The 26,026-nt window shown below is 64.5% G+C and carries 24 protein-coding genes; 9 read left to right on the forward strand and 15 right to left on the reverse strand.

Going from position 1 to position 26,026, the window contains the following annotated elements; translation table 11 throughout:
- The first annotated feature begins 152 nt into the window (after positions 1–152).
- Positions 153–1,907, forward strand: coding sequence for a fatty acyl-AMP ligase (locus tag RXV95_RS15035; protein ID WP_338466833.1), 1,755 nt, complete (start codon positions 153–155; stop codon positions 1,905–1,907).
- 24 nt (positions 1,908–1,931) lie between these two features.
- Here the strand turns inward: RXV95_RS15035 and RXV95_RS15040 are convergent, their stop codons facing one another.
- Together RXV95_RS15040 and RXV95_RS15045 are read right to left on the reverse strand one after the other, a co-directional pair.
- Positions 1,932–3,539 carry a DUF389 domain-containing protein gene (locus RXV95_RS15040; RefSeq protein ID WP_338466834.1) on the reverse strand — a complete coding sequence of 536 codons (1,608 nt, stop codon included), beginning with the start codon at positions 3,537–3,539 and terminating at the stop codon, positions 1,932–1,934.
- A gap of 104 nt (positions 3,540–3,643) precedes the next feature.
- Positions 3,644–4,045 carry an MAPEG family protein gene (locus RXV95_RS15045; RefSeq protein ID WP_338466835.1) on the reverse strand — a complete coding sequence of 134 codons (402 nt, stop codon included), beginning with the start codon at positions 4,043–4,045 and terminating at the stop codon, positions 3,644–3,646.
- 213 nt (positions 4,046–4,258) lie between these two features.
- Between RXV95_RS15045 and RXV95_RS15050 the strand changes: the two genes are divergently transcribed.
- The 3 genes from RXV95_RS15050 to RXV95_RS15060 are packed head-to-tail and all read left to right on the forward strand — an operon-like array spanning position 4,259 to position 6,544.
- A complete protein-coding gene (locus RXV95_RS15050; protein ID WP_338466836.1) occupies positions 4,259–5,470 on the forward strand; it encodes a toxic anion resistance protein in 1,212 nt (403 codons plus the stop codon).
- Between the two features lie 10 nt (positions 5,471–5,480).
- The gene (locus RXV95_RS15055) at positions 5,481–6,248 is read left to right on the forward strand and encodes a hypothetical protein (protein ID WP_338466837.1); all 768 of its coding nucleotides are present in this window, start codon (positions 5,481–5,483) and stop codon (positions 6,246–6,248) included.
- Complete coding sequence (locus RXV95_RS15060) at positions 6,248–6,544, forward strand: polyhydroxyalkanoic acid system family protein (protein ID WP_338466838.1); 297 nt, start codon at positions 6,248–6,250, stop codon at positions 6,542–6,544. Before RXV95_RS15055 ends, RXV95_RS15060 begins: the two co-directional genes overlap by 1 nt.
- Before the next feature lie 3 nt (positions 6,545–6,547).
- On the opposite strand, the gene RXV95_RS15065 is transcribed toward RXV95_RS15060, so the two are convergent.
- The 4 genes from RXV95_RS15065 to RXV95_RS15080 all read right to left on the reverse strand — a co-directional run bounded on the left by RXV95_RS15065 (position 6,548) and on the right by RXV95_RS15080 (position 9,779).
- Positions 6,548–6,991, reverse strand: a complete 444-nt coding sequence (locus RXV95_RS15065; RefSeq protein ID WP_338466839.1) for a DUF2721 domain-containing protein — start codon at positions 6,989–6,991, stop codon at positions 6,548–6,550.
- Between the two features lie 139 nt (positions 6,992–7,130).
- Positions 7,131–7,928: a class I mannose-6-phosphate isomerase gene (locus RXV95_RS15070; protein ID WP_338466840.1), complete on the reverse strand. Its 798-nt coding sequence runs from the start codon at positions 7,926–7,928 to the stop codon at positions 7,131–7,133.
- Positions 7,925–8,983, reverse strand: a complete 1,059-nt coding sequence (locus tag RXV95_RS15075; RefSeq protein WP_338466841.1) for a mannose-1-phosphate guanylyltransferase — start codon at positions 8,981–8,983, stop codon at positions 7,925–7,927. Before RXV95_RS15075 ends, RXV95_RS15070 begins: the two co-directional genes overlap by 4 nt.
- 31 nt (positions 8,984–9,014) lie before the next feature.
- A complete protein-coding gene (locus RXV95_RS15080; RefSeq protein ID WP_338466842.1) occupies positions 9,015–9,779 on the reverse strand; it encodes a hypothetical protein in 765 nt (254 codons plus the stop codon).
- Between the two features lie 187 nt (positions 9,780–9,966).
- Between RXV95_RS15080 and RXV95_RS15085 the strand changes: the two genes are divergently transcribed.
- On the forward strand, positions 9,967–10,320 hold the full coding sequence (locus tag RXV95_RS15085) for a response regulator (protein ID WP_338466843.1): 354 nt from the start codon (positions 9,967–9,969) through the stop codon (positions 10,318–10,320).
- 10 nt (positions 10,321–10,330) lie between these two features.
- Here RXV95_RS15085 and fdhD read toward each other — a convergent pair whose 3' ends face one another.
- The 7 genes from fdhD to RXV95_RS15120 are packed head-to-tail and all read right to left on the reverse strand — an operon-like array spanning position 10,331 to position 17,374.
- Positions 10,331–11,125, reverse strand: a complete 795-nt coding sequence (gene fdhD / locus RXV95_RS15090; RefSeq protein ID WP_338466844.1) for a formate dehydrogenase accessory sulfurtransferase FdhD — start codon at positions 11,123–11,125, stop codon at positions 10,331–10,333.
- Positions 11,115–11,339: a formate dehydrogenase subunit delta gene (locus RXV95_RS15095; RefSeq protein ID WP_338466845.1), complete on the reverse strand. Its 225-nt coding sequence runs from the start codon at positions 11,337–11,339 to the stop codon at positions 11,115–11,117. Before RXV95_RS15095 ends, fdhD begins: the two co-directional genes overlap by 11 nt.
- Positions 11,336–14,191, reverse strand: coding sequence for a formate dehydrogenase subunit alpha (gene fdhF, locus RXV95_RS15100; RefSeq protein ID WP_338466846.1), 2,856 nt, complete (start codon positions 14,189–14,191; stop codon positions 11,336–11,338). Before fdhF ends, RXV95_RS15095 begins: the two co-directional genes overlap by 4 nt.
- The gene (locus RXV95_RS15105) at positions 14,181–14,726 is read right to left on the reverse strand and encodes a molybdenum cofactor guanylyltransferase (protein WP_338466847.1); all 546 of its coding nucleotides are present in this window, start codon (positions 14,724–14,726) and stop codon (positions 14,181–14,183) included. The genes fdhF and RXV95_RS15105 overlap by 11 nt, the downstream gene beginning before the upstream one ends.
- Complete coding sequence (locus RXV95_RS15110; RefSeq protein ID WP_338466848.1) at positions 14,723–16,243, reverse strand: NADH-ubiquinone oxidoreductase-F iron-sulfur binding region domain-containing protein; 1,521 nt, start codon at positions 16,241–16,243, stop codon at positions 14,723–14,725. Before RXV95_RS15110 ends, RXV95_RS15105 begins: the two co-directional genes overlap by 4 nt.
- Positions 16,240–16,653 (reverse strand): NAD(P)H-dependent oxidoreductase subunit E, encoded by a 414-nt coding sequence (locus RXV95_RS15115; protein ID WP_338466849.1) that lies wholly within the window; start codon positions 16,651–16,653, stop codon positions 16,240–16,242. The genes RXV95_RS15110 and RXV95_RS15115 overlap by 4 nt, the downstream gene beginning before the upstream one ends.
- 58 nt (positions 16,654–16,711) lie before the next feature.
- Positions 16,712–17,374, reverse strand: coding sequence for a CerR family C-terminal domain-containing protein (locus RXV95_RS15120; protein WP_338466850.1), 663 nt, complete (start codon positions 17,372–17,374; stop codon positions 16,712–16,714).
- 126 nt (positions 17,375–17,500) lie between these two features.
- Here RXV95_RS15120 and RXV95_RS15125 point away from each other — a divergent pair, with 126 nt between their 5' ends.
- Entirely contained in the window at positions 17,501–19,087 is a 1,587-nt protein-coding gene (locus RXV95_RS15125; RefSeq protein WP_338466851.1) for a fatty acid--CoA ligase, read from the forward strand.
- Between the two features lie 85 nt (positions 19,088–19,172).
- On the forward strand, positions 19,173–19,622 hold the full coding sequence (locus RXV95_RS15130; RefSeq protein ID WP_338466852.1) for an NUDIX hydrolase: 450 nt from the start codon (positions 19,173–19,175) through the stop codon (positions 19,620–19,622).
- 193 nt (positions 19,623–19,815) lie between these two features.
- Here RXV95_RS15130 and RXV95_RS15135 read toward each other — a convergent pair whose 3' ends face one another.
- Complete coding sequence (locus RXV95_RS15135) at positions 19,816–21,405, reverse strand: peptidase S10 (protein ID WP_338466853.1); 1,590 nt, start codon at positions 21,403–21,405, stop codon at positions 19,816–19,818.
- Positions 21,406–21,522: 117 nt separating this feature from the next.
- Positions 21,523–24,021, reverse strand: coding sequence for a TonB-dependent receptor (locus RXV95_RS15140; protein ID WP_338466854.1), 2,499 nt, complete (start codon positions 24,019–24,021; stop codon positions 21,523–21,525).
- A gap of 153 nt (positions 24,022–24,174) precedes the next feature.
- Between RXV95_RS15140 and RXV95_RS15145 the strand changes: the two genes are divergently transcribed.
- Together RXV95_RS15145 and RXV95_RS15150 are read left to right on the forward strand one after the other, a co-directional pair.
- On the forward strand, positions 24,175–24,816 hold the full coding sequence (locus tag RXV95_RS15145) for a TetR family transcriptional regulator (protein ID WP_338466855.1): 642 nt from the start codon (positions 24,175–24,177) through the stop codon (positions 24,814–24,816).
- 66 nt (positions 24,817–24,882) lie between these two features.
- Positions 24,883–25,962, forward strand: coding sequence for an acyl-CoA dehydrogenase (locus RXV95_RS15150; RefSeq protein WP_338466856.1), 1,080 nt, complete (start codon positions 24,883–24,885; stop codon positions 25,960–25,962).
- The last annotated feature ends 64 nt before the right edge of the window (positions 25,963–26,026 follow it).

Raw genomic sequence — 26,026 nt, forward strand, 5'->3', positions numbered from 1 at the left:
CACATTCGTGCCACAGTCACGACTAAATGAGAACGTCGCGGAGCCCACACCCTGAATGCAGGGGAGGGGATGGCGCTCCATCGAATGTTCACGCGGCGGCCCGCATCGGCGGTGCCATCGCACGGAAAAACGATAGAAATTCGGGGTTTCGCATGACTGTCACCGATGCCGTCGCCGACGGGACGACACTTGTACCCACTCCCAACGACGACCATCTCGCGCGCCGCTACGCGGATTTCGAGACCTTCGTCGAGGCGCTGGATTATGCGGCGCAGGGTACGCTGGGCTTCAATTTCCACGACGCGCGCGGCAATCTTTCGCTGGTCTATCCGTTTTCGCAGCTTCGCGAAGAGGCGGTGGCGGTTGCGCGCAAACTGGTCGCGCACGGCGTGAAACCGGGCGATCGGCTGGCCATTATCGCCGAAACGAAACCGCAGTTCGCGGCGCTGTTCTGCGGCGCGGTCTATGCCGGCGCCTGGCCCGTTCCGCTGCCCCTGCCGACCAGTTTCGGCGGCAAGGACAACTATATCGAACAGCTTGTGGTCCAGCTTTCGAGTTCCGACCCGGCGATCCTTTTCTTCCCCGGCGAACTGACCGAGATGGCCGGCGCCGCCGCCGCGCGGCAGGGGTGCGAAGGCGTGGCCTGGGACGGGTTCCTTGAAGGTGAGGCTCCCGAGGTCGATCTGCCCGAGGCCGATCCCGATGCGATCTGCTATTTGCAGTATTCCAGCGGATCGACCCGTTTCCCGCACGGCGTGGCGGTTACGCACCGTGCGCTGCTGGCGAACCTGGCCGGCCACTCGCACGGGATGGAAATCAGCACCGGCGATCGCTGCGTCAGTTGGCTGCCGCTCTATCACGACATGGGGCTTGTCGGCTGTTTCCTCTCGCCGATCGCCAACCAGGTTTCGGTCGATTACCTGAAGACAGAGGATTTCGCGCGCCGCCCGCTCGCCTGGCTGGACATGATCAGCCGCAACAAGGGCACGACGCTCTCTTACTCCCCCACCTTCGGCTACGATATCTGCGCACGGCGCATTTCCAGCCAGTCGAACGTGGCCGAACGCTTCGACCTGTCGCGCTGGCGCGTGGCGGGCAACGGCGCCGACATGATCCGGCCCGACGTGATGCAAAGCTTCGTCAACGCCTTTGCCGAGGCGGGGTTCAAGGCGGGCGCATTCCTGCCCAGCTATGGCCTTGCCGAAGCGACGCTGGCCGTCACCATCATGCCGCCGGGCGAAGGTATCCGCGTGGAACTGGTCGAGGAAGAGCGCCTTTCCGGCACCCCGCGCGACCTTTCGCGCCCCGCGCGCTATCGTGCGATCGTGAATTGCGGCAAGGCAATTCTCGGCATGGAAGTCGCCATCCTCGGCGAAAAGGGAGAGCCTTTGGCCGACCACCGGATCGGCAAGGTATGGTGCAAGGGCTCAAGCGTCATGCATTCCTACTTCCGCGATCCGGAATCGACCGATGCGTGCCTTGTCGATGGCTGGCTGGACACCGGCGACATGGGATACCTTGTAAACGGCTACCTGTTCATCGTCGGCCGCGCGAAGGACATGATCATCATCAACGGCAAGAACCACTGGCCGCAGGATATCGAATGGGCGGTTGAACAGCTTCCCGGCTTCAACCACGGCGATATCGCCGCCTTCGCGATGGAAACCGAAAACGGGGAGGAAACCGCAGCGGTGCTGGTCCATTGCCGCGTTTCCGACGAGGACAAGCGCGTGGAACTGCGCGAACAGATCCGCGACAAGGTCCGCTCCGTCACCGGCATGAACTGCGTGGTGGAACTGGTTCCGCCGCGCACGCTGCCGCGCACCAGTTCGGGCAAGCTCTCCCGCGCGAAGGCCAAGAAGCTGTATCTTTCGGGCGAGATCGAACCCTACAAGCTGGCTGCCTGAGGGCGGTTCCGGGGCCGAAGGGCGTCAGCCGGCGGCGTCAGCCCCGCCCGGCGCCTCTGCCGGGGATGCCCAATCCGCCGTCACCACGTCCTTGGGCGCCTTCCGGCTGCTTTCCGTTTCCGTCAGAACCGTCACGCCCTTTTCGCGCAGAGCCTTGGCGGCAGCGTCCACTTCATCCCCGTCGCGCCCCGTCAACTTGACGGGCGCCTGTACGCGCGTCGCGGCCCAGGCGATCAGGCCCAGCGCGTTCTGCCCCTGTTCGTCCACCTTGCCTTCGGCAAAGGTCACGCGCGGAAGGGCTGCCGCAGGCGGGCGCAGCGCCACCTGCCAATCGGGAGCGAGCCGGGCGACACGCGATTCGAGCACCGCATAGGTCGCCAGCGGCGTACCCGGCACCACCTGCGCGTTGACCACGATCTTGCGATGATCGCGATCGACCAGGATCTGGTCGGCCGGGACGCCCGAAACCAGCGACATCGCATCCACCAGCCGCTTGATCCGTGCGGCTTCGTCTTCCTGCTGCTTGGCGCGCGCCGCAGAAAGCTGCGCTTCTTCTGCGTCGGTCGCGCTGGTGCCAACGCGGAACTGGTCGATCGATACCTTGACCGGACGGCCCAGCAGGCGGGTCAGCGCGCGGTTGCTGGTGTCTTCCGCCCCCGAAAGCAGCTTGGGCGTCAAGATCGATGCGGTGACGTTGATCGGCTTCGAATCGAAATCGATATCCATCTGCGAAATCCGCGCGCGCGGATCGAACTCGTCCTTGATGAAGCCGTTGATCGTGCGCGTGGCGTTGGTTTCCCACGCGATCTGCAAAAGCGAGATCGTAAGCGGCACCGCCAACGCGACAAGGCTTACGACGATACCCGCCGACTGCCAAAGCGTCTGCCGCTCTGTCAGCAGCGAATGGAAGCCATAGATCCGTGCCATGATCGTCGCGGTCAATGCGATGGTCATCAGGTTGGTGACGAACAGCATCAGCGCACCGCTGAACACCGTCCAGTTCCACGTCGCCAGACCGAAGCCGACCACGGCCAGTGGCGGCATCAAGGCGGTAGCAATCGCGACGCCCACGATCGCGCCCTCGCGGCCGCGGATCATCGCGTAGGTGCCGGCAAGTGCCGAGAAGAACGCGATGGCAAGGTCGAACAGGTTGGGGCGCGTGCGCGCGGCGATTTCGGGCGTAACCGTCTGCAGTGGCGACATCAGGACGATAAGCGCGCAGAACAGGATAGCGGCGCCGGTGCCCAGCCCCAGCGTGCGGGCCGCCCGCCTGAGCCAGTGAACATCGCCCGTGGCCAGCGCGAAGCCCGCGGCGATGATCGGCCCCATCAGCGGCGAGATGAGCATGGCGCCGATGACCACGGCCGGCGAGGACAGCAACAGGCCAAGGATGGCGATGCCGCCCGACATGAGCAGCATGAACACGTACCGGCCCGAGAACTGGCCTTCGTCCTGCACTTTGGACAGCACGGCAAGCTGATCGACCGACGCGACAAGTTCGCGCCGCCGCCAGCGCCGCATCGGCCCCAGCACCGGCGCGAGCAGGCGCATGCGCGGATTGAAGGCGCTTTCGCGCTTCGCGCCGGGCGCGGTTCCGGCCTCTGCGGCAGTGGACGGTGTCTGCGAATTCATATCCGGCCGCATTTATTGCCTGCCGCAATCGCGCGCAAGCAAAGCTCTATACGGAACGGATGGATATGAAACGGATGGCAAGGGTGCAGGAACGATCCCGCGCCTCAACCCGCCAGCAGCGGCCAGAGCGCGATCAGCAGGCCGACGATGCTGACCAGGAATACAAGCGTGCGCACCTTGGGCACACCGGCCCAGTAAAGCGGCAGGTAAACCGCCCGCGCGCCCAGCCAGATCCAGCCGCCCAGCGCGGTCGTGCCACTCGTCCGCCCCGCAACCACCACGCCAAGAAGCGCGATGATCGCGATAGGCAGCGTTTCCAGATAATTGTCGCGCGCGCGTTCCAGCCGGCCGGCAATCGGGTTGAGCGGCGGCAGGCTGGCGGTTTCATCGCGCGCGCCGGTGTTCCAGTCGACGCCGTATTGCTTCGTCTTGAAGTGGATCGCGGTGAAGATGTGGACCAGAAGCAGGACGGCGGCCCAGCCCAGGATCATGATTTCAGGATGCATGGCGCGGCTTCTCTCCCAATGTGGTTTTTATCCAGCCTGACCGTGACGCACGCCAATGTCCAGCGGGATCGGCGCCTGTCGCCGGGCGGACGGGCTATGCCGCTGGTCGACCCGTCCCTTGAATGCCGTGTCTTACAATCATAATACAGCTTGTCAGGAGACGCGCGCATCTCCACATTGAAGACGACCGACCTACACGCCGGGGACTATCCGATGGCCAGCAGTACCGAAACGCAGACCGAAGCCAAGCTTGACCTGACACCGCCCGATCCGGTGCCGGCTGTCGCGCCGACGAAAGCGGCGGGCCTTGTGCCTGTATCGGATGAGACAAAGTCCAAGCTGGAAGCGAAGGTCGAATCCTTCGTTGCCGACCTTGTCTCGCAGGATGCAGCAAGCCCCGAATTCGGCAAGCGGGTGGACCAGCTTACCAACATGGGCCGCAAGGAAATCGTCGCTGCCGCGTCGATGTCCAACCGCTTCCTGGACCGGCCGATCCGGGCGATGGACAAGGACACCGGCGTCGGCACCGACCTGGCCGAACTGCGCCGCACGGTGGAAGACCTCGATCCCGGCCGGCAAGGCAATCTTTCCTCGGGCCGCAAGTTCCTGGGCATCATTCCCCTGGGCAACCGCATCAAGCGCTATTTCGACGGCTATACGTCGGCGCAGGGGCACATCAAGGCGATCCTCGACCGGCTTTCGTCGGGCAAGGACGAACTGCTGATGGACAATGCCGCAATCGACGTGGAACGCCAGAAGCTGTGGGAAGCGATGGGCAACCTGGAACAGATGATCCACATCTCCAAGGTGCTCGACCAGCGGCTGGAGGACGCCGCCGCCGACCTTGACCACACCGATCCCGCAAAGGCCAAGGCGGTGCGCGAAAGCGCGCTGTTCTATACCCGCCAGCGCACGCAGGACCTGCTGACGCAGATGGCGGTGACGGTGCAGGGCTATCTCGCGCTCGACCTGGTGAAGAAGAACAACGTCGAACTGGTAAAGGGCGTGGACCGCGCCAGCACGACCACGGTGGCCGCATTGCGCACCGCCGTGACGGTGGCCCAGGCGATGACCAACCAGCGGCTGGTGCTGCAACAGATCACCGCGCTCAACACCACGACATCGGACATCATCGATTCGACCGGCAAGCTGCTGAAGGAACAGACCGGCAAGATCCACGAACAGGCCGCGTCGAGCACGATCCCGCTCGAAACGCTGCAGCGCGCATTCCAGAACATCTACGATACAATGGACAACATCGACACGTTCAAGATGAAGGCGCTCGATTCGATGAAGCAGACGGTCGACACGCTTTCTGGCGAAGTCGAAAAGTCGCGCGGATATATCGCGCGGGCCGAAGGGGCGGCGCAGGCAAAGCAGCTTGCCGGCAGCGAAGCGCCCTCGTTGCTGAGCCTGGAGGGCTGACTGACCCGCGATGGCCGGAGAAGCACAGCAGCACCAGCAGATCATGGCCGCCGCCGGCCAGTCGCTCGCGCGCAATCGCGCGGGCGGCCGCCGCTCTATCGGCAGGCGCTCGGCCGAACTGAAACACCGCCATTTCGCCCGCAAGCTGACTCGCATCGCGATGGCGATCGGGGCGATCCTGCTTGCCGCGATGATCGCGGGCATGGTGATAGACGGCATCGGCTTCACCGGCATCGTGGTGACGTTCTTCGCGGTCGTCTTCGCGACGGTGTTCTTCGGCCGCTATCCCCGCATGAAAGTGCCCGACCTGTCAAAGCTCAACACCGGCGATGTGCGCTCCATGGTCGGGCGAACCGAACTGTGGCTGGAGGCGCAGCGCCCTGCCCTTCCCGCGCCTGCGGTGCAACTGGTCGACCAGATCGGCGTGCAGCTTGACGGGCTGGGCGTGCAGCTTGAAGGCATAGACCCCGCCGAACCCGCCGCGCAGGAAGTGCGCAAGCTGGTGGGTGAACATTTGCCCGGCATGGTCGAATCCTATCGCCGCATCCCCGCGCACTTGCGCAAGGAGGAACGCGGCGGGCGCACCGCCGACCAGCAGCTGGCCGACGGGCTGGGCAAGATCAGCCGCGAGATTGACGACGTGACCCGCAGGCTGGCGGCGGGCGACCTGGACGCGCTGGCCGTTCAGGGCCGTTATCTCGATTACAAATATGGCAACGGGCTGAACGAAAGCGACGGCGCGGGCGCGGTCCTGCCCGCACCGGGAGAGAACGCCTGATGCGCGTTGCAATCCCCCATTCGCTTCCGCGCGAAGAGGTGCGCCGCCGCCTTCACGAACGCGCCCACGAAATCACGGGCTTCATCCCCGGCGGCATCGCGGAAGTCGCCACGGACTGGCCGGGTGACGACCGGATGCACATGGCGCTATCCGCGCTGGGACAGACGGTGGATGCGCAGGTCGATATAGAGGACACGGCGATGGTTGTGACCATCGACCTTCCGCCCTCGCTCTCGTTCGTGCGCGGCATGGTGGAAAGCACCGTGCGCGAAAAGGGCACCAAGCTGCTGAAATAGCGGTCAGAGATCCCGGCGTTCCAGTTCAAGGAACTCGCGCGGCAATCGCAGGGTCCGCGCCACAAGCCGCGTTTCCATAAGCAGGAACACAAGCGCCGCCATCAGCAGGCCGACGGCAATGAAAAAGCTGATGCCGATCGGAAGGTCGAACCGCATGCCCTCCAGTTCGCCGATGAACAGCGCGCCCACCGTGACGCCCACGGCAAGGCCGCTCATCACCAGCATCAGCAGCGCGCGCCCGATAAGCTGGATGCGCCGGTCGATATAGCGGATCTCGACCACGACCGCGTCGTGCTCCGCTCCTTGCGTTTCGCCATGCAGCTTTTTCAGGTTGCGCGAACGATCGACGATACGGCCCAGCCGGGTCGTCAGGATGTTCATGATATTGCCGATGGCGACCAGCATGAACACGGGCGCCAGCGCCAGTTGGATGGTATGTGCGATCACCGTTGCCCTTCCCCTTGAACCGCCACGTCCTTAGCCCCGATGCGAAACCGACTGGAAGGCCCGAATTGGCGATAACTATCGGGATCGCCGCCAGCCAAACGGCGCCCGTGGCGCGATCCGGAATTTGCGCTGCCCCGGATCAGCCGGGACGGACGATCACGCACTGCGCATCGTCCTCGAACTCAAGCGCCTCTATCGACGATGCACTGGCGCACTCGCCTGGCCACACGCGTTCGCCATGAAGCCGCACCGTCCCCGCCAGCGGGAGCACCAGCATCGGCGTATCGTATTCGGCCAGCAGCGCATCATCGGGTTCGCCGTCAAGCCGATGCGCGATGAAATGCGCCGCGCGCACCAGTTCTTCCGTCCCGTGCGCCCCCACATGGTGGCGCAGCGCGGGATCGTGCGGGGCACCGCGCGCCACAGCGATGCCCCGGTCCAGGTGGAGTTCGCGCGGTCGGCCATAATCGTAAAGGCGATAGGTGACATCGCTGTTCTGCTGGATTTCCACCAGCGAAAGGCCGCTGCCGATCGCATGGACGGTTCCCGCCGGAATATAGAAGAAATCACCCGCGCGCGCCGGATGCCACGCCAACAGGCCTTCGATCGAACCGTCGAGCGCGGCGGCCCGCATCGTTCCGGCATCGACCGGTTCGCGAAAGCCGATGGCGACGCTGGCGCCGGGCTCCGCATCGAGGATCAGCCAGCACTCCTCCTTGCCGGTCCGCGCATCTCCATCCACGCCGGAATCGCCGGGGTGGACCTGAACCGAGAGCTTTTCGGACGTGAAAATGTATTTGACCAGCAGGCCGGGCAGGTCTTCCGGGGGTTCGAACCAGATTTCACCGATGCGCTTGCCCGCTGGTGCTTCGAAGGGTGCGGGAAGGCTGTCGCGCCCCCAGACCTTCTCTACCTCGCGAATCGGAAGAACGCTCATTGCCGCGACGCTCCGGACAGCTTGCCCACGTCCTGCGCCCCTTCTGGCGTGCAGACCAGCACCTCATCTCCATCGACGACCACGATCAGGTTTGAAGCACCGATCACGGAAACACGCGGACCGTCGCTTTGCACCAGCACGTTGCTGCAATCGCGCAGTTCGGCGCGCCCCGCGATCGAATTGCCCGATCCGTCCTTTTCCAGAGCTTCGTGCAGCGCCTGCCAGTTGCCGATATCGGACCAGCCCATCGATGCGGGAACAACCGCCGCCTTCGCGGTATTTTCCATCACCGCGTAATCCACGGATTCGGATTGGATGGCGGCAAATGCTTGCGCGTCAGGATGGAACCGGCCCCCTTCCGCGTGTCCGGCCCTGACCGCACGGGCTACGGTTTCGGCGAGCGCCGGGCGATGGGCGGCCAGTTCTTCAAGGAACGTTCCGGCGCGAAAGGCGAACAGACCGCCGTTCCAGAAATATCCACCGTCATCCAGAAAGGCCTGCGCGCGCGCGCGATCGGGCTTTTCCACGAAGCGATCCACGCGCCATCCCGAAGCGACGCCGATCGCTTCGCCGCGCCTGATATAGCCAAAGCCGGTTTCGGGACCGGTCGGCGTTATTCCGAAGGTCACCAGCCAGCCCCGGGCGGCAAGATCGGCGGCCTTTCGGGCGGTTTCGCGGAACGTATCGACATCGGCGATGTAATGGTCACTGGGGCAGACAAGCATGATCGCGTCTGCGGGCAGGCGCAGCGCGGCCAGCGCGATTGCGGCGGCGGTGTTCTTGCCTTCCGGTTCCACGATTGTGCCGGCGCCCTTGCAGCCGTTCAATTGCGCTTCGACAAGGTCGAGATGCGCGGCCCCCGTCACCACCACCGGCGGCGCAAAACCGGCCGCCGCATCGCACCGCGCAAGCGTGGCCTCGAACAATGTCGATTCGCCGACGAGCGGGAGGAACGGCTTGGGCCGGGTCTTGCGCGAACGCGGCCACAGGCGCGTGCCGCTGCCTCCGCAAAGGATGACCGGGACAATCGGGACAGGTGCTGCTGAATCGTTCACGCCGAGTCGTTAGCACAGCGTTCTTGCCAAATCATCGCGACCTGAAGTCTACCCGGTAACCATAGCGGGCTACTACCGGTGTGCCATCGCTGCGCCTTGCAGGGTTGAACCGGATCTTGCGGATCACCAGCGGGCAAACCAGCGCCGTGGTCGCGGCATCCACGTCGCTGCGCGCTACAGAGCAATCGCACGCGCGGCCATCGACCGTAACGGTAAAATATACCGTCACCGACCCACCCGAGCGTGTCTGGCGCCCGCCGGGAGGTGTGGGAAAGTCGCTCGCCTCATTCAGTTCGCCCGAACGGATCGACGGACGCACCGCGATGGTTCCCCCTGCCCCGTTGCCCTGGCCGCCGCTGCCGGTTCCCTGCCCGTCGCCACCGCCACCGGTGCCTTCCCCCGACCTTGCGGCGCCCGACTTCCTTTCGTCTCCGGTCGAAGAGACGGGCGCCGCGGACATCTTCGGGATCGGAATACGGGCCTTGGGCGCCGAAACGGCCTTGGCCCGCGCGGTGGGCGCTGCCTGCGCGGCCTTGCCTTCGGGCTCTTGCGCGGTCGTCGAAGGGGCGGGTGGCGGCGGAGGAGGCGGCGTAAGCGGCACGTCATAAGTGCGCACGGACCGGTCGAGGCCAGCCTTTTCCAGCACCGCGGGCACGCCTCCCAGCCCGTGAATGATCGCCACGACAAGCCCGGCGTGAATCAGCGCGATCACGCCCAGAATCGCAAGCCTTGTCCGGGGTTCAAGGCGCGGCGCGTCGGTAAAGCGCCTTACGTCTTTCGTCTTTCTTTCAAGCATACCGTTCAATCGGGCCAACGCTCCTGCAGCTTACCCTATTGCCGCGTTAATCGCGGCGGGTCATGTCCCATTTGCGGCGAAGGCGGTTTGTGCCGATACATCCATAGTGTATTGTTTCCGCGCCGCCGATGTGGGAACGCGCGGGGACTCGGCGGAGTCCGGCACTTTTGCCGGACGGGGATCGGAAATGCGTATACTAGTTGTCGAAGACGAGCCCTTGCTCGCAATGCTGCTTGAAGAAAACATAAGCGAACTCGGTTACGAGTCCGCCGGTTCCGCCGCGACCGTCGAACAGGCGATGGGGTTGCTCGATTCGGGCGGCTTCGACGCGGCGCTGCTCGATTTCAGCCTGTCGGACGATACGACATCTGCCCCGGTGGCCGAAAGGCTGAAGCGCGAAGGCAAGCCGTTCTGCTACCTTTCGGGCCATTCGTCGCTGACGCTGGAGGACAGCGTTCCGCAAGCCCCCCTGCTGACCAAGCCGGTCAGCCTTTCCGCACTGCGCGGCGCACTCGATTCGATGGCGCGCCCGGCGGCCTGAATCGGCTCGTCTATTCGCCCCTGCTCTCAAGCACACTGTCGGACCGAAGCAGGCTGTAAAGCCTGACGCCGTGCGCCCGCGCCTGCTCTGCCGCAAGCGTGGACGCGGCCGAAATCGTTGCCAGCACCGGACAACCGGCAATCACGGTCTTCTGCACAAGCTCGAACGAACAGCGCGCGCTGAGCAGAATAAACCCTTCCGCCGGGGAAATTCCGCGAATGGCGAGATGCCCGATCAGCTTGTCCAGCGCGTTGTGCCGGCCCACATCCTCTCGCACCGCCACGATCCGCCCTTGCCCGTCACAAAACGCAGCGGCGTGCGCAGCCCCCGTCGTCCGGCCGAGGGGCTGGCGGTCGCGCAGCGCCCCGGCGGCGGCGAACAGGGCCGCTTCGGACACGTCCAGCCGCGCGGTCACCGGCGCAAGCGGCCGCAAAACCTGCTCCAGGCTTTCGATCCCGCACAATCCGCAGCTGCCTTCCGAAAGACGCAGCCGTGCGCGCTCCAGCAGCGGCGCCGCATTGCCGGCCGATACCGTTACGCGCAGCATCCAGCCGCCGTCGGCAACCGGTTGCGCATCGGTTGAAAGCAGTTCGGCCGGGTCCGCAATGATCTGCTCGGACAGCAGGAAACCGGCCGCATAGTCGGCAAGGTCAGTCGGCGTGGCCATCATAACGGCGTAACCGATACCGTTGATCTCTATGGCGACCGGCGCTTCCTCTATCAGCGGCCGGTCGATGTCATGGGGCGGACGGGCGTCCGCAAAATGCTCGCGAAAGCGGGCATTCTCCCAGCCTTTATCCGGCATCGGCACCCTGCGTGGCCGCCACCCGTTCCATCGCCGCCCGCGCCCGTTCCGACAGGCCGTCAAACCCCGTCGCTATCAGCTGTTCGCGCATGGCGGGCGTCCAGAAGCTGACGATGTGATCCGCCGTCGCGGCAACCGGATCGTCCTCATGCCCAAGGTTCGCGGCGATCTGGTTGGCCATCCGGGCCAGCCGCTCGGGCGTGGTCGCGCTCATTCGGCGGGCTCCATCTCGCCCTCGCCGGCGATGCGGCGCGAATGGCGGGCCTGCGCGGCATAGTCTTCCTGCCAGTCGCTCGGCCCGTTGGACGGGGTGACCTGCACCGCGGTCACCTTGTATTCGGGGCAATTGGTCGCCCAGTCGGAATAGTCGGTGGTCACGACATTGGCCTGCGTCGCGGGGTGGTGGAACGTGGTATAGACCACGCCCGGCGCCACCCGATCCGTCACCAGCGCGCGCAAGGTCGTTTCGCCGGACCGGCTGGCAAGGCGCACCATATCGCCCGACCGCAGGCCCCGGTTCTCCGCATCCGATGGGTGGATTTCCAGCACGTCTTCCTCATGCCAGACAGAGTTCGCGGTGCGCCGCGTCTGCGCGCCGACATTATATTGGCTCAAGATGCGGCCGGTGGTCAGCAGCAGCGGGAATCGCGGGCCGGTGCGCTCATCCGTGGGGACATAGTCCGCAACCACGAAGCGTCCCTTGCCGCGCACGAATCCGTCAACGTGCATGATCGGAGAGCCGTCGGGATGCGCTTCGTTGACCGGCCATTGCAGCGACCCTTCGGCCTCCAGCCGTTCCCACGTAACGCCCGCGAAGGTGGGCGTAAGCCGGGCGATCTCTGCCAGCACTTGCGCGGGGTGCGTGTAATTCCACGACAGCCCCAGCGCGCGGGCGAGTTCCTGGGTCACTTCCCAGTCCTCATACCCGTTAGCCGGCTCCATCACTTTCCGCACCGGCTGGATGCGGCGTTCGGCATTGGTGAAGGTGCCGTTCTTTTCAAGGAATGTGGAGCCGGGCAGGAACACGTGCGCGTAATTCGCCGTTTCGTTCAGGAACAGGTCGTGCACGATCACGCATTCCATCGCGGCGAGCCCCGCCGCAACGTGATGCGTATCGGGATCGGATTGCAGGATGTCCTCACCCTGGATGTAGATCGCCTTGAACTGCCCGTCGGTCGCGGCATCGAGCATGTTGTTGATGCGCATGCCCGGTTCCGGGTCTATCGCAACGCCCCAGTCATCCTCGAACAGCTTGCGCGAGGCGGCGTCCGACACGTGGCGATAACCGGAAAGCTCGTGCGGGAAGCTGCCCATGTCGCAGGCGCCCTGCACGTTGTTCTGGCCACGTAGCGGGTTCACCCCCACACCCTCGCGCCCGATGTTGCCGGTTGCCATCGCCAGGTTGGCGATCGCCATCACGGTAGAGGAGCCCTGCGAATGCTCGGTCACGCCAAGGCCATAGTAGATCGCGCCGTTCCCGCCCGTTGCATAAAGACGCGCGGCACCGCGCAATTCTTCGGCCGGAACGCCGGTGACGGGTTCGAGGAATTCGGGGCTGTTGCGCTCCTGCCCCACGAATTCGGCCCACTCGCGGTATTCGTCCCAGTCGCAGCGTTCGCGGATGAAATCCTCGTTCGCCAGCCCTTCGGTCGCGATCACGTGCGCCATCGCGGTCAACACCGCAACATTGGTGCCGGGGCGCAACGGCAGGTGATAGTCGGCCGAGACGTGCGGACTGCGCACAAGGTCGATGCGGCGCGGATCGATCACGATCAGCTTCGCGCCCTTGCGCAGCCGCTGCTTCATGCGGCTGCCGAACACCGGGTGCGCGTCCGTCGGGTTGGCGCCGATCACCAGGATCACGTCGGATTGCTCAACACTGTCGAAGTCCTGCGTGCCCGCGCTGGTGCCGAAGGTGGTCTTCAATCCGTATCCCGTGGGCGAGTGGCAAACGCGCGCGCAGGTATCGACGTTGTTGTTGCCGAACCCCGCGCGGACCAGCTTCTGCACAAGGAACGTCTCTTCATTGGTGCAGCGGCTGGACGTGATGCCGCCCAGCGCGTTGCGCCCGTATTTCGCGGAAATGCGCCGAATTTCGCTTGCGGCGTGGGCCAGCGCCTCGTCCCACGAAACCTCGCGCCACGGCTGGTCGATGCTCTCGCGGATCATCGGCGTGGTGATGCGGTCCTTGTGGTTGGCATAGCCCCAGGCGAAGCGGCCCTTCACGCACGAATGGCCGTGGTTGGCCTTGCCATCCTTCCACGGCACCATGCGCACAAGCTGCTCGCCCTTCATTTCGGCGCGGAAGGTGCAGCCCACCCCGCAATAGGCGCAGGTGGTGACGACGGAGCGTTCGGGCTTGCCCATTGCCTTGACCGACTTTTCCATCAGTGCGCTGGTCGGGCAGGCCTGCACGCAGGCGCCGCAGGAAACGCATTCGGACGACAGGAAATTGTCCGACGCCAGGCCCGCGCTGATCTGCGAAGCGAAGCCGCGCCCTTCCATCGTCAGCGCGAACGTGCCCTGCACTTCATCGCAGGCACGCACGCAGCGCGAACAGGCGATGCACTTGTCGGGCGCGAACAGGAAATAGGGGTTGGTCAGGTCCGGCGCCGTGCCGAGGTGGTTCGCGCCTTCATAGCCATAGCGCACGTCGCGCAGGCCCACGGCGGCGGCCATGTCCTGCAATTCGCAATCGTTGTTGGCGCTGCATGTCAGGCAGTCGAGCGGGTGATCGGAAATGTAGAGTTCCATCACCCCGCGCCGCAGCCTGGCGAGCTTCGGAGTCTGGGTGTGGACGACCATGCCTTCGGTCACGGGCGTGGTGCAGCTTGCGGGCGTGCCCTTCATCCCGTCGATCTCGACCAGGCACAGGCGGCACGATCCGAACTGCTTCAGATTGTCCGTCGCACACAGCTTCGGGATCTCGCCTCCCGTCACCGCAGCGGCGCGCATTACCGTGGTGCCCGCGGGGACGGTAACCTCGCGGCCATCGATTGTGCAGGTGACCGATTGGTCGGCAAGGACTTCGGGCGTTCCGAAGTCAGGCTGGCGTTCATAGCCCATGGGAGCGCTCCCCAGGATTGGCCTGCGCGGCCTTCAGGTCCGCCGGCGTATTGATATTAGCAGGTTTCGTCGAAAGGCGCACACCGCGCGCGCCGATCGCTTCGGCAAAGGCCAGCATCGAGTGCCGCCCCTCACCCTCAAGCAGCGCGTCGAGCGTGGCCGAGGCGCTGGCGGGCCACAGGCCGATCACCGGCTGGCCATCCGCATAGGCGGGCGCGGGCTGGAGTTCAGCCACCAGCCCCGCCCCCAGCCCGACCGAATCGACCGAACAGGTGAGCACCGCCCAATAGCCCGCGTCGGCTGCATGATGGAGCGCGGCGGCAACCCCGCCCAGCGGCCCCATCCCGGCATGCGGCCAGTCGGGCAGCGTCGGCGCGGGCGCGGTTTCGCGCCCGACCACGACCACCGCATCGCATTGCGCTTCAAGCGTCTCGACCGCGCGGGACAGCAAGGTTCGTCCGCCGATCTCGGCCAGCGCCTTGTCGCTGCCGAAGCGCGTGGAAGCCCCGCCCGCAAGGACCGCACCAAGGATCATGTCGCGCCAAAGTCCTCGGGCCAGTGCTTCAGCGCGCTCATCACCGGATAGGGCGTGAAGCCGCCCAGCGCGCAGAGCGATCCGAACTTCATCGTTTCGCACAGGTCGGTCAGAAGCGCGATTTCCTCTGCCGGATCGCGGCCCTGTTTCGGCATGTTGTGCATCTGCGGCATCCGCTCGATCGTCTCCAGCTGGCGCCCCGCGCCGCTGCGGATACGGTCGATCACTTCCATTCCACGCACCGCGCCAAGACGGCAGGGCGTGCACTTGCCGCAGCTTTCCGCCGCGCAGAATTCCATCGCGAACCGCGCCTGCGCGGCCATGTCCACCGTATCGTCAAAAACCACGATGCCAGCATGGCCGATCAGTCCGTCGGCAGCGGCAAAGGCTTCGTAATCGAACGGCAGGTGAAAATCCGATGGCGGGTGATACGCGCCCAGCGGCCCGCCAACCTGAACCGCGCGCACCGGACGGCCGCTGGCCGTGCCGCCGCCGATATCGTTCACCAGTTCGCCCAGCGTGATGCCGAAGCCCACTTCGAACAGCCCGCCGTGCTTCACATTGCCCGCAATCTGGATCGGCATCGTGCCCCTGGAACGCCCGAAGCCGACCTCGGCATAGCCATCGGCCCCGTTGGCGAGGATCCAGGGCACGGCAGCCAGCGTCAGCACGTTGTTGACCACGGTGGGCTTGCCGAACAGCCCCTCTATCGCGGGGAGCGGCGGCTTGGCGCGCACTTCGCCGCGCTTGCCTTCAAGCGAGTTCAGCAGCGAGGTTTCCTCGCCGCAGACATAGGCGCCCGCGCCCACCCGCACTTCCAGTTCGAACGGCGCGACGATCTCCGCACTGGCGGCAATGGCGGCCTGCATCTTCGCGATCGCGTGCGGATATTCGCTGCGAATGTAGACATAGCCGCGCTGCGCCCCCACCGCTTCGGCGGCGATCGCCATGCCTTCGATCAGCATGAAGGGATCGCCCTCCATCACCATGCGGTCCGCGAACGTGCCAGAATCACCCTCGTCCGCATTGCAGACGATGTATTTTTCGCCGCCGGCAGCCCCGGCGACGGTCTTCCACTTGATGCCGGCCGGAAAGCCCGCGCCGCCGCGCCCGCGCAGCCCCGACGCGGTTACCGTTTCGACAATCGCCTCCGGCCCGATCTCGCGCGCCTTGCGCAGGCCGTCCCAGCCGCCTGTGGCGGCGTAGTCATCAAGGTTGAGCGGCCGGGTTTTCCCCGCCCGCGCGAACGTGAAACGCTGCTGGCGCATGATGAACGGGTGCGCGGCAACGGGGCCGATACATTTCGCGTCAAGGCCGCCGTCAAGGATCGCCTGCACGTCGCCCGGCCCGACCGGTCCCCAGCCGATGCCGCCCACTTCCACCAGCGGTTCGAGCCAGTGCATGCCCCAGCTCGAAACACGCTCCACAGTGGCGCCCGCCGCCGTAAAGGCCGCGGCCACCGCATCGGCTCCGCACGCGAGCGCCAGCGCGTCGTCGCTGATCCGCACCGTCGTCACTTCGTCTGCTCCACAAGTTCGGAAAGCGTTGTGGGGTCGAGCCTCGCGTGAACCGTATCGCCGACCAGCGCGCTTGGGCCGGCGCTGCACAGGCCCAGGCAATAGACAGTGCCAAGCTGCGCACGCACCGATTCGTCCAGCGCGGCGACCAGTGCATCGACACCGCGAGCCTGGCACGCTTCCGCGCGGCACAATTTAACTTGCGGGCGCGGATCGGCATCTGTCGCGAAATCATGGTAGAAGCTGACCACGCCGTGCACTTCGGCGCGGCTGAGATTCAGCGCCGATGCAATCGCGCGAATCGCCTCTTCCGATATGTGTCCGAATGCGGCCTGCACATCGTGCAGGATCGGCAACAACGGGCCTTCCCGCCCGGCGTGCGCTGCGATTATGTCTTCAAGCCTCTCCATTGCGAGACATACTTACTCCGATGACGCTTTGTAAGCAACGCATACAAATATAATTGCGTCAGTGCGCGACGAGCCCGGCCAGCAGACGATGCGCGATTTCCGCCACGGTCTTGCGTCGCGAACCGTCCAACGCGTCCCAGCCAAGGAATGCCCGCGAAATGGGTTCTTCCCGCGTAAAGGCCGAAAGCGACGCGATCAGCATCAGTGCGCCGGCCCTGTCCTGCTCGCTGCCGGGTTCCCGCCTGCGCGCAATCGCGATCAGATCGGCGACAAGCCCGATGCCAGGCTGCCACAGTTCGTCGACCAGCAGGGTATAGCCCGGCCCCTGCTCGCTCATCTCGCGCAGAAGGAAATCGGTCGACAGGCGCTGTTCGGTATCGGCCGTGATCATGGCGACCAGCGCCGTGAGTATCTTTTCCAGCCAGTCGCGCGCCGCTTCGGGTGCCAAAGGGCCGGATGCCGCCTCTCTGGCAGCGCTGGTCAGTGGCAGCAGCTGGCGCCGGTGCTGTTCGACGATTTCCTGAGCGCAGGCGCGGTGCAGTCCGTCCTTGTTGCCGAAATGATAGGCGATCACCGGCAGCGTGACACCGGCTTCCGCTGCGATCATGCGGGTCGTGGCGCCGGCAAAGCCTTCGCGCGCGAAGCATCGCATTCCCGCAGCCAGAATGCGGTCTGCGGTGGTGCCCGAAGGCTCGGGCTTCACAACTGTCGAGGCGTCCATGCCCATCGCTATAGCGCGAACCCTGTTGCAGTAAAACCTATCGACTGATAACCCGGTCCAAAGTGGTCCGGGGAGGCTGGCATGGTGCGCCAGATTCGATCCGGGGCCAACGGGAGAACGGACTATATGACTCAGGCGACCGCTACCGCTCCGACCACGGCAGAGCGCACAGCCCACATCTTCACCTTCGACGATTTCATCCGCTTCTGGGCCGATGATCGCCCCGATCGCGTGGCGCTGGACGGTTTCGATGGCGTGCTTACCTACGCCGAACTGGCCGATACGACTGCCCGCGTCGCCGCAGGCCTGAAGGCGATGGGGATCACCAAGGGGGATCGCATCGCCTGGTTCGGCAAGAACAGCGTGCTTTACTTTACGGTATTCTTTGCGGCTGCCCGCGCGGGCGTGGTCATGGTTCCGGTCGGCTGGCGCCTTGCCCCGCCCGAAGCGGCGTGGATCGTCGAAAACGCGGAAGCCAAGGCCGTTTTCCTGGGTGACGGGTTCGATGCGATGCAGGAAACTTTCGGCAAGGTCGGAACCGTCCAGCGCTGCTTCACCGCGGACGAGGCCCGCAAATGGGTCGACGATTGCCAGCCCGGCGATTTCGAACCTGCGGCCGAAGAAGAAGCCGTGCTGCAACTCTACACCAGCGGCACCACCGGCAATCCGAAAGGCGCGGTGCTTTCCAACCGCAACCTGTTCGGCCTGCGCAAGCAGTCCATCGGGCAGGAACTGGCCTATATGCAGACCACCGACGACGAGGCGATCCTTGTCGCCATGCCCTGCGCGCATATCGGCGGCACCGGACTTGGCGTGATGGCGATCGCCGCGGGCCTGCCCGGCATCGTGCTGGCCGAATTCGAGCCGCGCGCGGTGTTCGACGCGGTGGAGCACAAGGGGATCACCCGTTTCTTCATCGTTCCCGCCGCGTTGCAGATGCTGCTGAACCATCCCGATTGCGGCAAGATCGACTACAGCCGCCTCAAATACATCCTCTACGGCGCGTCGCCGATTCCGCTTGAACTGCTGCGCGAATGCATCGCGATGTTCGATGCCGAATTCGTGCAGGCCTATGGCATGACCGAGACGACCGGCACGATCTGTTCGCTCCCGCCAGAAGACCACTCGGTGGAAGGGAACGAGCGGATGCGCTCTGCCGGCAAGCCGCTGCCGGGCGTGGAAGTGCGCATCGTCGATGCCGACGGCAACGCGCTCGGCCCGCGCGAGATCGGCGAGATCCAGACGCGTTCGTCCAACAACATGATCGGCTACTGGAAACTGCCCGAGGCGACCGCGAGCACGCTGTCGAACGACGGCTGGATTTCGACCGGCGATGCCGGATACGTGGACGAGGACGGCTATGTCTACATGCACGACCGCATGAAGGACATGATCATTACCGGCGGCGAGAACGTCTATCCCGCCCAGGTCGAAAGCGCGATTTACGGCCACCCCGACGTTCACGAAGTTGCGGTGATCGGCGTGCCTGACGACAAGTGGGGCGAAGCGGTAAAGGCCGTGGTCGTGCCCAAGCCGGGCCATACCGTCGATCCCGCCAGCGTAATCCAGTGGACGCGCGAAAAGCTGGCCGCGTTCAAGGTGCCCAAGACCGTGGACGTGATCGATGCCCTGCCGCGCAACCCCACCGGCAAAATCCTGCGCCGCGAACTGCGCGCGCCCTATTGGGAAGGCAAGGACCGGCAGGTAAACTGACCGGCCGGCCGGCGGTGGCCATGGACGAAACGCGCGGATCGGGGCAAAGCACCGGGCCGATGGCCTTGCAGCAACCGATCCGCGCGTGATTCGTCCCGCCCCGCTGATGGACCCGTGCGGCATAGAGCGCGCGCTGGTGCGCAGCGTGGACGTGCTGGTGCAGGACGCCGGTGGGCGCACGCTGCTGCAGTTCCGCGATGGTGCCGCGCGCACTTATCCGCTTGCCTGGAGCTTCTGGGGCGGCGCGGTGGACGATTGCGACGAAACGCTTGCCCATGCGGCAGCGCGCGAACTGGAGGAAGAACTGGGCGTATCCGTTCGGCCCGAAGAATTCGAACTTGCCGGCAGGCGCGTCGCGCGGTCGGGACGCACCGCACCGCTGTTCCGCCTCGTCCGTGCGCTCGCCTGGACAGACATAACCATACACGAAGGCGCAGGCGCGGGCTGGTTTCGCCGGGCGGAAATCCTCTCGCTGCCCGCGACGCCGAGCGTCGTCTTCCATGCACAGGAATCCCCGCGCCTGTTCGGCGATTAGGCGCCGTGAGGATAGAGTCCCCGCGGCCAAGGCGTGAATAGGGGCGATGCCGCTGCGCCGTTGCATCGTGATCGACGCGCAACGCCACCATCACGCCTTGGAAATGTTCAAGCGCCACACGGGCTTAACCAAAGCCCTATGAGTCAAGCTCATCGCGCTTTGGTATTACACGGCGTTGCTCCGATTCCTTCGCTTACCGCACGCCGTCGGTCCGCCGGATGAAGTCCGCCACGTTCGCGTGCAGTTCGGCCAGCACCTTCGGATTCACATAAACCATGTGGCCCGAACGGTAATACCGGTATTCGATGTTCTTCTGCAAAGCGGGCGACACCGGCAGGTGACGCAGTTCGAACTTGCCTTCGAAATAAGGGGTCGAAACGTCGAAATACCCGCCGTTGACCATCACCTTCAACGTGGGGTTCTGCTTCATCGCGGCGGCAAGGTCGGGCAGCACGTTGGGCAATGCGATCATGTCCCGCCCCGAACCTGGCGGGCGGTGGCGATAGTCCCAGCCCGAATAGACATCGATGCCCGCCTTGTAGGTCTTGCCCGCACCATAGTGCAGTGTCTGGCGGACATAGGTGTTGAGCGCGGCGACATAGGCCGAACTGATACCCGCGCTTTGCGGATCGTATTCGGCGACTTTGCTTAAAGGGTCGAGCGTCGGGCCGGTAAAGCGCGTGTCCAATGTGCCGGTGGTAAGACCGCTGCCAGCCAGCAATTCCTTCTGGAATGCGCCGTATTCGATGCGCAGGTTGGTCTTGATCAGATAGCTGACGGGAAGCCCCGTCAGGTCGTGCAGTTTCCGCGCCATCGCCTGCCTGTCCGCATCCGGCAAGTCGTTGCCCTGCATCAGCGCGGCGGCATATTCGGTAGTGGCAAAATGTTCGACCCGGGCCAGAAAGCCTTCCAGGTCGGCGGGCTTGTTCGGCAGCTTGTCATGATACCACGCGGTTGCGGCATATGTCGGCAGCGCGACGATATAGGGTTCGTCAATCGATGGATTGAGCTGCGGATCGTCCGGCATCGTATCCCAGTTGAGGATATTCGACAGCAGGATCGTGCCGTTAAGGTCGATGTCTTCCTGTTGCAGCGCCAGGGTCAGTCCCGCCGCGCGCATCGTGCCGTAGCTTTCACCGAAAAGGTATTTGGGGCTGTTCCACCGGTTATACTTCGAAAGGAACTGTCGGATGAACATCGCGAAGGCGTGGATATCCTGGTCCACGCCATAGAACGCCTTGTCCTTGTCTTTCCCCGCAATGCGCGAAAAGCCGGTTCCGGGTGCATCGACGAACACCACGTCCGACACGTCGAGCAGGCTCTGGTCGTTGCTGACGATGCTGTATGGCGCGGCGGGCGTGTGGGTGCCGTCGCTCACCACCACGCGCACCGGGCCGAAGGCGCCCATGTGCAGCCAGAGGGATGACGAACCCGGCCCGCCGTTGAAAACGAAGGTGATCGGCCGGCTGGCTGCAGGTACGCCGTCCCTGAAATAGGCGGCATAGAACATCGACGCTTCGGCCGGCGCCTCGTCCGCGTCCGCTTTGGCGTCCTTGCCCGTTACGGCGGCATCGTCCCAGCCCTTGGCGTGAACCACTAACGTGCCCGCCATCGCGGTATAGCCGATGCGCCGCCCGCCGATCGTTACGCTGCCGGCAGATCGCACTTCGTCCGGCGTGAACAGGCCCGCCTGCGCTTTTGCTTGCTGACCGCCATCGGCGGCATGCGCGGGCAACGAAGCCGCGGCAAGGCCCGCGGCGAACAGGACGGTAATGGATTTCATCTGCGCAAGGTTCCCCGGTTTGTCCGGCGTTAACTGCCGGTCCGGACCGAACAAATAAAGGGCGGGGCGGCTGTGTAAACCGCCCCGCCCCGCTGGAGAGCCTTCTGGGGCTGTCCCTTACCGGAACGTGGTCTTCAGCGTTGCACCCCATGTCCGGCTGTGGCCGGGGAAGCGCACCGCCGTGTTGGCGTTGGTCGCGGCCGATACCCAGTAGTATTCGTCCGTCAGGTTGCGCGCCCAGATCGAGAAGTCCCACTTCCCGTCAAGGTCGTGAACGCCGATACTGGCGTTGATCGTGCCGTAAGGCTTGAGGTTCAGCAGCGGATCGTTCTCGAGCGTGTTCTTCGCGCTTGACTGGTAATGCCCGTTGACGATTGCCCGGACGCCCAGCTTGTCGCTCACGGGCACGTCATAGCTGATCGTTGCCGCGCCCGAGAATTCGGGGCTGAGCGGGAAGGTCGCGCCGTCATAGCTCTTGGGCTGGCCCGCCGCGTCGATCCCGGTGAAGCCCTGGATCTCGGTCTTCAGCCATGTCGCGGCAAGAGAGACGTTGAGGTTGGGCGTAAGAAACCACGAAAGGTCGCCGTCGAGGCCATAGGCCCGCGACTTGGGCACGTTGTCGAGCCGCAGCAGCGTGGTGTAGATCGGGTCCGCGAAATAGACCGCCAGCTGCTTGTCGCGATAGTCGTAATAGAACCCTGTCAGGTTGAAGTTCAGCTTGCGGTCAAGCAGCCGCAGCTTGGTGCCCAGTTCATAGGACGTCAGTTCTTCCTGCCGCGCGGGCGCATCCTGCGTGGAGATGTTCGCGGCGTTCACCGGGGTAGAGCCCGATTTGTAGCCGCGGGAAACCGACGCGAAGAAGTGCGTATCCGGGTTCACTTCCCATCCCAGCGCGACGCGCCACGCCACGTTATCCTCGTCCAGCTTTGACTTGACGATGCCGAAGGTGCCCGTGGCCGGATCGAAGGTGTTGCACTGGTTGGTCCCGATCGGCGCCGTCACCACACCATAAACCTGGTAGAAGAACGCCCGGTTGAACAGGTTCACGTTGGGCTGCATCGACCCGTTGATATCGCGCGAACAGCCGGCGAAATCCTGCGTATCCTTGGTGTAGCGGATGCCGGTCGTCAGCGTCAGCGCCGGGGTAAGCGTCCAGTCGGAGCTTGCGAAGATGCTCTTCGTCTCGACGTTGAAGTTCGCCGTATCGCGATAGGTGCGGAACGATTGCAGCACGTCGGTAACGGTATAGCCTTCCGAATTGAACGGCGAGTTCAACAGGTCGAGCCCCAGGATCGTCGCGCGGATGGCGCCGACGTTGGCGTTCTGGCCCAGCAACGTCTGGTTGGTGTCCAGCACCTTGTCGTTGGCATAGTATCCGCCGATTACCCAGTCGGCCGGCCCGGTCTTGCCCTGGAAACGCATTTCCTGGGAGATCGAGTCAACATAGCCTTCGGCGTGCTGCACCAGGATCACATAGGGGGAGCCGGACCAGTCGAACGTGCCGTTGCGCTTTACCTTGTTATAGCCGGTGAGCGAAACGAACTGGATGTTGTCGGTCAGGTCGAACTGCATCAGCCCGCGGATGCCGATGTACCAATCGTTCTCGCGCAGCGGGTCGGAAATGCCCGCGCCGCGTCCGATGTCGGTCGAGCGCGACGAATAGGGAGCCCAGTCGGCGGTATCCTGGTTCCACGTGTCCTTGTGCGCGGCAATATATTCGGGCAGCCCCGCGGCGTTGAACATGGAAAACAGCGTTCCGTTCGCCGGATCGGTGTTGGGCGTAAAGCCGATGCCTTGCGCGGCCAGCGTGTCGGACTTGTTCTTCCAGCCGTTGATGCCGAGTTCCAGCTTCATTCGGTCGGTCGGGTGCGCGGTGATCGTCAGGCGCGCGCCATACTTGTGGACCTTGCCCAGCTTTTCGTCGCGGCTGGCGCTCTTCTGCCAACCTTCCCAGCTATCCTCGGTGCGCCACGCCAGGCGCGCGGCCAGCCCGTCACCCATCGGCACGTTGAGGAAGCCTTCGGTGTTCAGGGTCTGGAAGTTGCCGCCTTCCACCGTAAGCCCGGCGGAAAGGTCGTCCGTCGGCTTTGCGGTGATGAAATCGACAAGACCCGCCGTGGTGTTGCGGCCGTAGAGCGTGCCCTGCGGCCCCTTCAGCACCTCGACACGTTCAAGATCGAACACCGGGCCGGAATTCATGAACGGATAGGCCAGCGCCACTTCGTCGACATAGGTGCCGACCGTGGACGTGGAAGAAAGGTTGATCGTATTGAAGCCGATACCGCGCAGCGTATAGATCGGCACGCCCTGATACCCGCGCGAGACATTGAACGAAGGCACCACCGTCTGCAGGTCTTCGGTGGACGTGACGCGCAGATCCTTCAGCTTTTCGCCGCTGAACGCCTGGACCGATGCGGGCACATCCTCAAGCGACTGGGCACGCCTTTGCGCGGTAACGACGATAACGCCGTTTCCGGCCGCCGGCGCATCGGGCGTAGCGGCTTCGGCCGCCTGCGAATCGGGTGCCGTCTGCGCAAGCGCCGGTGCGGCGAACAGCGGCGTGGCAAGCATCGAAGCAGCAAGCAAGGAAGGCGCGATTCGCCTGGCAATCGACATGTTTCTCTCTCCCAAAAGCACAGTTGTTTGCCAGACAGTCTATCACCGGATAAAAAGTTATCAATCATGATAGTGAGGATGGGTTGTGACATTTTTGCACCATAGCGGGTCGGGCCGCTTGCTTTTCCCACCGCGAACCGGTCAAGTGCCGCGATGAAAGCCCCCGCACGCAAGTCCGCGGCCACGCGCCAGCCTCGCGAAAACAGCCGCGAGACGCTTCTGGACGCGACCAGCGCGCTGATGCGCGAACTGGATACGGTGGAGGTCGGCATTGTCGACATCGCCGCCCGCGCCGGGGTGAACCACGCGATGATCCGCTATTTCTTCGGCAGCAAGGAAGGGCTGATGTTCGCGCTTCTGGACCGCGACGTGGAAAAGCGAATTCGGCAGCTGGACCGGCTCTTCGCGCTAGACGTCACACCGACGGAGCGGATGCGTATCCACCTGCGCGGCATCATGGATACTTATTACGAGATTCCCTATCTCAACCGCCTGATCCAGCGCATGGTGCGCGAAGCGGACCCGGTGCGGGTGGAACACGTGGCGGAAGAATTGCTGAAACCGATCGCGCAGGCACAGCACCGAATTATCGAGGAAGGGGTGAAAGCCGGCGAATTTCGTCCGATCGATCCCAAGCTGTTCTATTTCAACACGATCGGCTCGGCCGACGGGCTTTATGCCAACCGCTTCACGCTTTCGGCCGTGTTCGGCGACGTTCCGCATTTCGATCCGCAGCTTCATGCCCGGTATCGCGATCAGACGGTAGACACGCTGATGCGGGGCTTGCTTGTCTGACCAAGCATGTTATCAGATCTGATAATTCGTATCACCCGATAACATAACCTGCCGGAGAACTGCCTCGTGAATCTCGAACTCGATGACGACCTGCGCCTGTTGGGAGAAAGCCTTTCGGGTTGGCTGGCACAGCATCTTCCGTTCGAGCGCCGCCGCGAGATGCGCGATGCCACAAGCCAGGCGGGCTTGTGGAACGAGATGAATGCCGCCCTGGGCCTTGCAGGCGCGGGCCTGCCCGAAAGCTGGGGCGGTTTCGGTCGCGGCTGCGAAGCGCACATGGTCGTGGCCGAAGCGTTGGGTGCCGCGCTGGCCCCCACACCCTATGTCGAAAGCGCGGTGCTTTCCGGCACGCTTCTGGAATCGCTGCAAGGGCAGGACGAACTGGGGGCACAGCTTGCCGCCGGACGGATCGTGATAACGGCCTGGGAAGAACCGCAGTCGCGCGGTGACGCGACATCGATCGGCACCGCCGCGCGGGCTGACGGCAACGGCTGGAAGATAAGCGGGCTGAAGCGCGCCGTGCGCTGGGCGGGCGAAGCCGATGCCCTGCTGGTGAGTGCGAGAACGGCTGACGGCCCGTCAATCTTCCGCGTCGCGCTCGATGCGCCGGGCATGGACCTGCGGGCCTATCGCCTGATCGACGATCATCCCGCATCCGACATAACGTTTTCTGACAGCCCGGCCACGCTTCTGGCAAGCGGCGCCGATGCTGCCGACGCGCTGTCGCGCGCGATCGACGCGGCCACCGCCGCTACCTGTGCGGAAGGTACCGGTCTGATGCGCACGCTTCTGGACGATACCATCGCCTATACGCGAGAGCGCAAGCAGTTCGGCCAGCCGCTGGCATCGTTCCAGGTCCTGCAGCACCGCATGGTGGACATGCGGATCGCGGTTGAGGAATCGAGTGCCGCCGCCTTGCTTGCGGCGCTGCGCGCCGACGATCCCGCCGCCGTTTCCGCCGCCAAGACCACCGTGGGCGAAGCGGTGCGCAAGATCGGCCAGGAAGCCGTGCAACTGCACGGGGCGATGGGGCTGACCGAGGAATTGCGCGTCGGGCATTATTTCCGCCGCACCACCGCGATCGAAAACCAGTTCGGCGACGCCGACCGCCACCTCGCACGTTATCGCGCGCTGAAGACCGCCTGACCGGCGCGCGCGCCCACGGCGGCCGCGGCTTCGGATTCGAGTGCGGCGCTAAACAGATATTAAC

Origin of the sequence: Novosphingobium sp. ZN18A2, assembly GCF_036784765.1 — a bacterium.
Classification (GTDB): Bacteria; Pseudomonadota; Alphaproteobacteria; order Sphingomonadales; family Sphingomonadaceae; genus Novosphingobium.

Excerpts from the sequence above, each read along its gene's own strand:
- RXV95_RS15125 (WP_338466851.1), top strand. The coding sequence starts at position 17,501 with ATGACTCAGGCGACCGCTACCGCTCCGACCACGGCAGAGCGCACAGCC.
- RXV95_RS15135 (WP_338466853.1), bottom strand. The coding sequence starts at position 21,405 with ATGAAATCCATTACCGTCCTGTTCGCCGCGGGCCTTGCCGCGGCTTCG.
- RXV95_RS15120 (WP_338466850.1), bottom strand. The coding sequence starts at position 17,374 with ATGGACGCCTCGACAGTTGTGAAGCCCGAGCCTTCGGGCACCACCGCA.
- RXV95_RS15045 (WP_338466835.1), bottom strand. The coding sequence starts at position 4,045 with ATGCATCCTGAAATCATGATCCTGGGCTGGGCCGCCGTCCTGCTTCTG.
- fdhF (WP_338466846.1), bottom strand. The coding sequence starts at position 14,191 with ATGGGCTATGAACGCCAGCCTGACTTCGGAACGCCCGAAGTCCTTGCC.
- RXV95_RS15095 (WP_338466845.1), bottom strand. The coding sequence starts at position 11,339 with ATGAGCGCGACCACGCCCGAGCGGCTGGCCCGGATGGCCAACCAGATC.
- RXV95_RS15040 (WP_338466834.1), bottom strand. The coding sequence starts at position 3,539 with ATGAATTCGCAGACACCGTCCACTGCCGCAGAGGCCGGAACCGCGCCC.
- RXV95_RS15060 (WP_338466838.1), top strand. The coding sequence starts at position 6,248 with ATGCGCGTTGCAATCCCCCATTCGCTTCCGCGCGAAGAGGTGCGCCGC.
- RXV95_RS15080 (WP_338466842.1), bottom strand. The coding sequence starts at position 9,779 with ATGCTTGAAAGAAAGACGAAAGACGTAAGGCGCTTTACCGACGCGCCG.
- RXV95_RS15145 (WP_338466855.1), top strand. The coding sequence starts at position 24,175 with ATGAAAGCCCCCGCACGCAAGTCCGCGGCCACGCGCCAGCCTCGCGAA.
- RXV95_RS15115 (WP_338466849.1), bottom strand. The coding sequence starts at position 16,653 with ATGGAGAGGCTTGAAGACATAATCGCAGCGCACGCCGGGCGGGAAGGC.
- RXV95_RS15035 (WP_338466833.1), top strand. The coding sequence starts at position 153 with ATGACTGTCACCGATGCCGTCGCCGACGGGACGACACTTGTACCCACT.
- RXV95_RS15140 (WP_338466854.1), bottom strand. The coding sequence starts at position 24,021 with ATGTCGATTGCCAGGCGAATCGCGCCTTCCTTGCTTGCTGCTTCGATG.
- RXV95_RS15085 (WP_338466843.1), top strand. The coding sequence starts at position 9,967 with ATGCGTATACTAGTTGTCGAAGACGAGCCCTTGCTCGCAATGCTGCTT.
- RXV95_RS15070 (WP_338466840.1), bottom strand. The coding sequence starts at position 7,928 with ATGAGCGTTCTTCCGATTCGCGAGGTAGAGAAGGTCTGGGGGCGCGAC.
- RXV95_RS15105 (WP_338466847.1), bottom strand. The coding sequence starts at position 14,726 with ATGATCCTTGGTGCGGTCCTTGCGGGCGGGGCTTCCACGCGCTTCGGC.
- fdhD (WP_338466844.1), bottom strand. The coding sequence starts at position 11,125 with ATGCCGGATAAAGGCTGGGAGAATGCCCGCTTTCGCGAGCATTTTGCG.
- RXV95_RS15050 (WP_338466836.1), top strand. The coding sequence starts at position 4,259 with ATGGCCAGCAGTACCGAAACGCAGACCGAAGCCAAGCTTGACCTGACA.
- RXV95_RS15055 (WP_338466837.1), top strand. The coding sequence starts at position 5,481 with ATGGCCGGAGAAGCACAGCAGCACCAGCAGATCATGGCCGCCGCCGGC.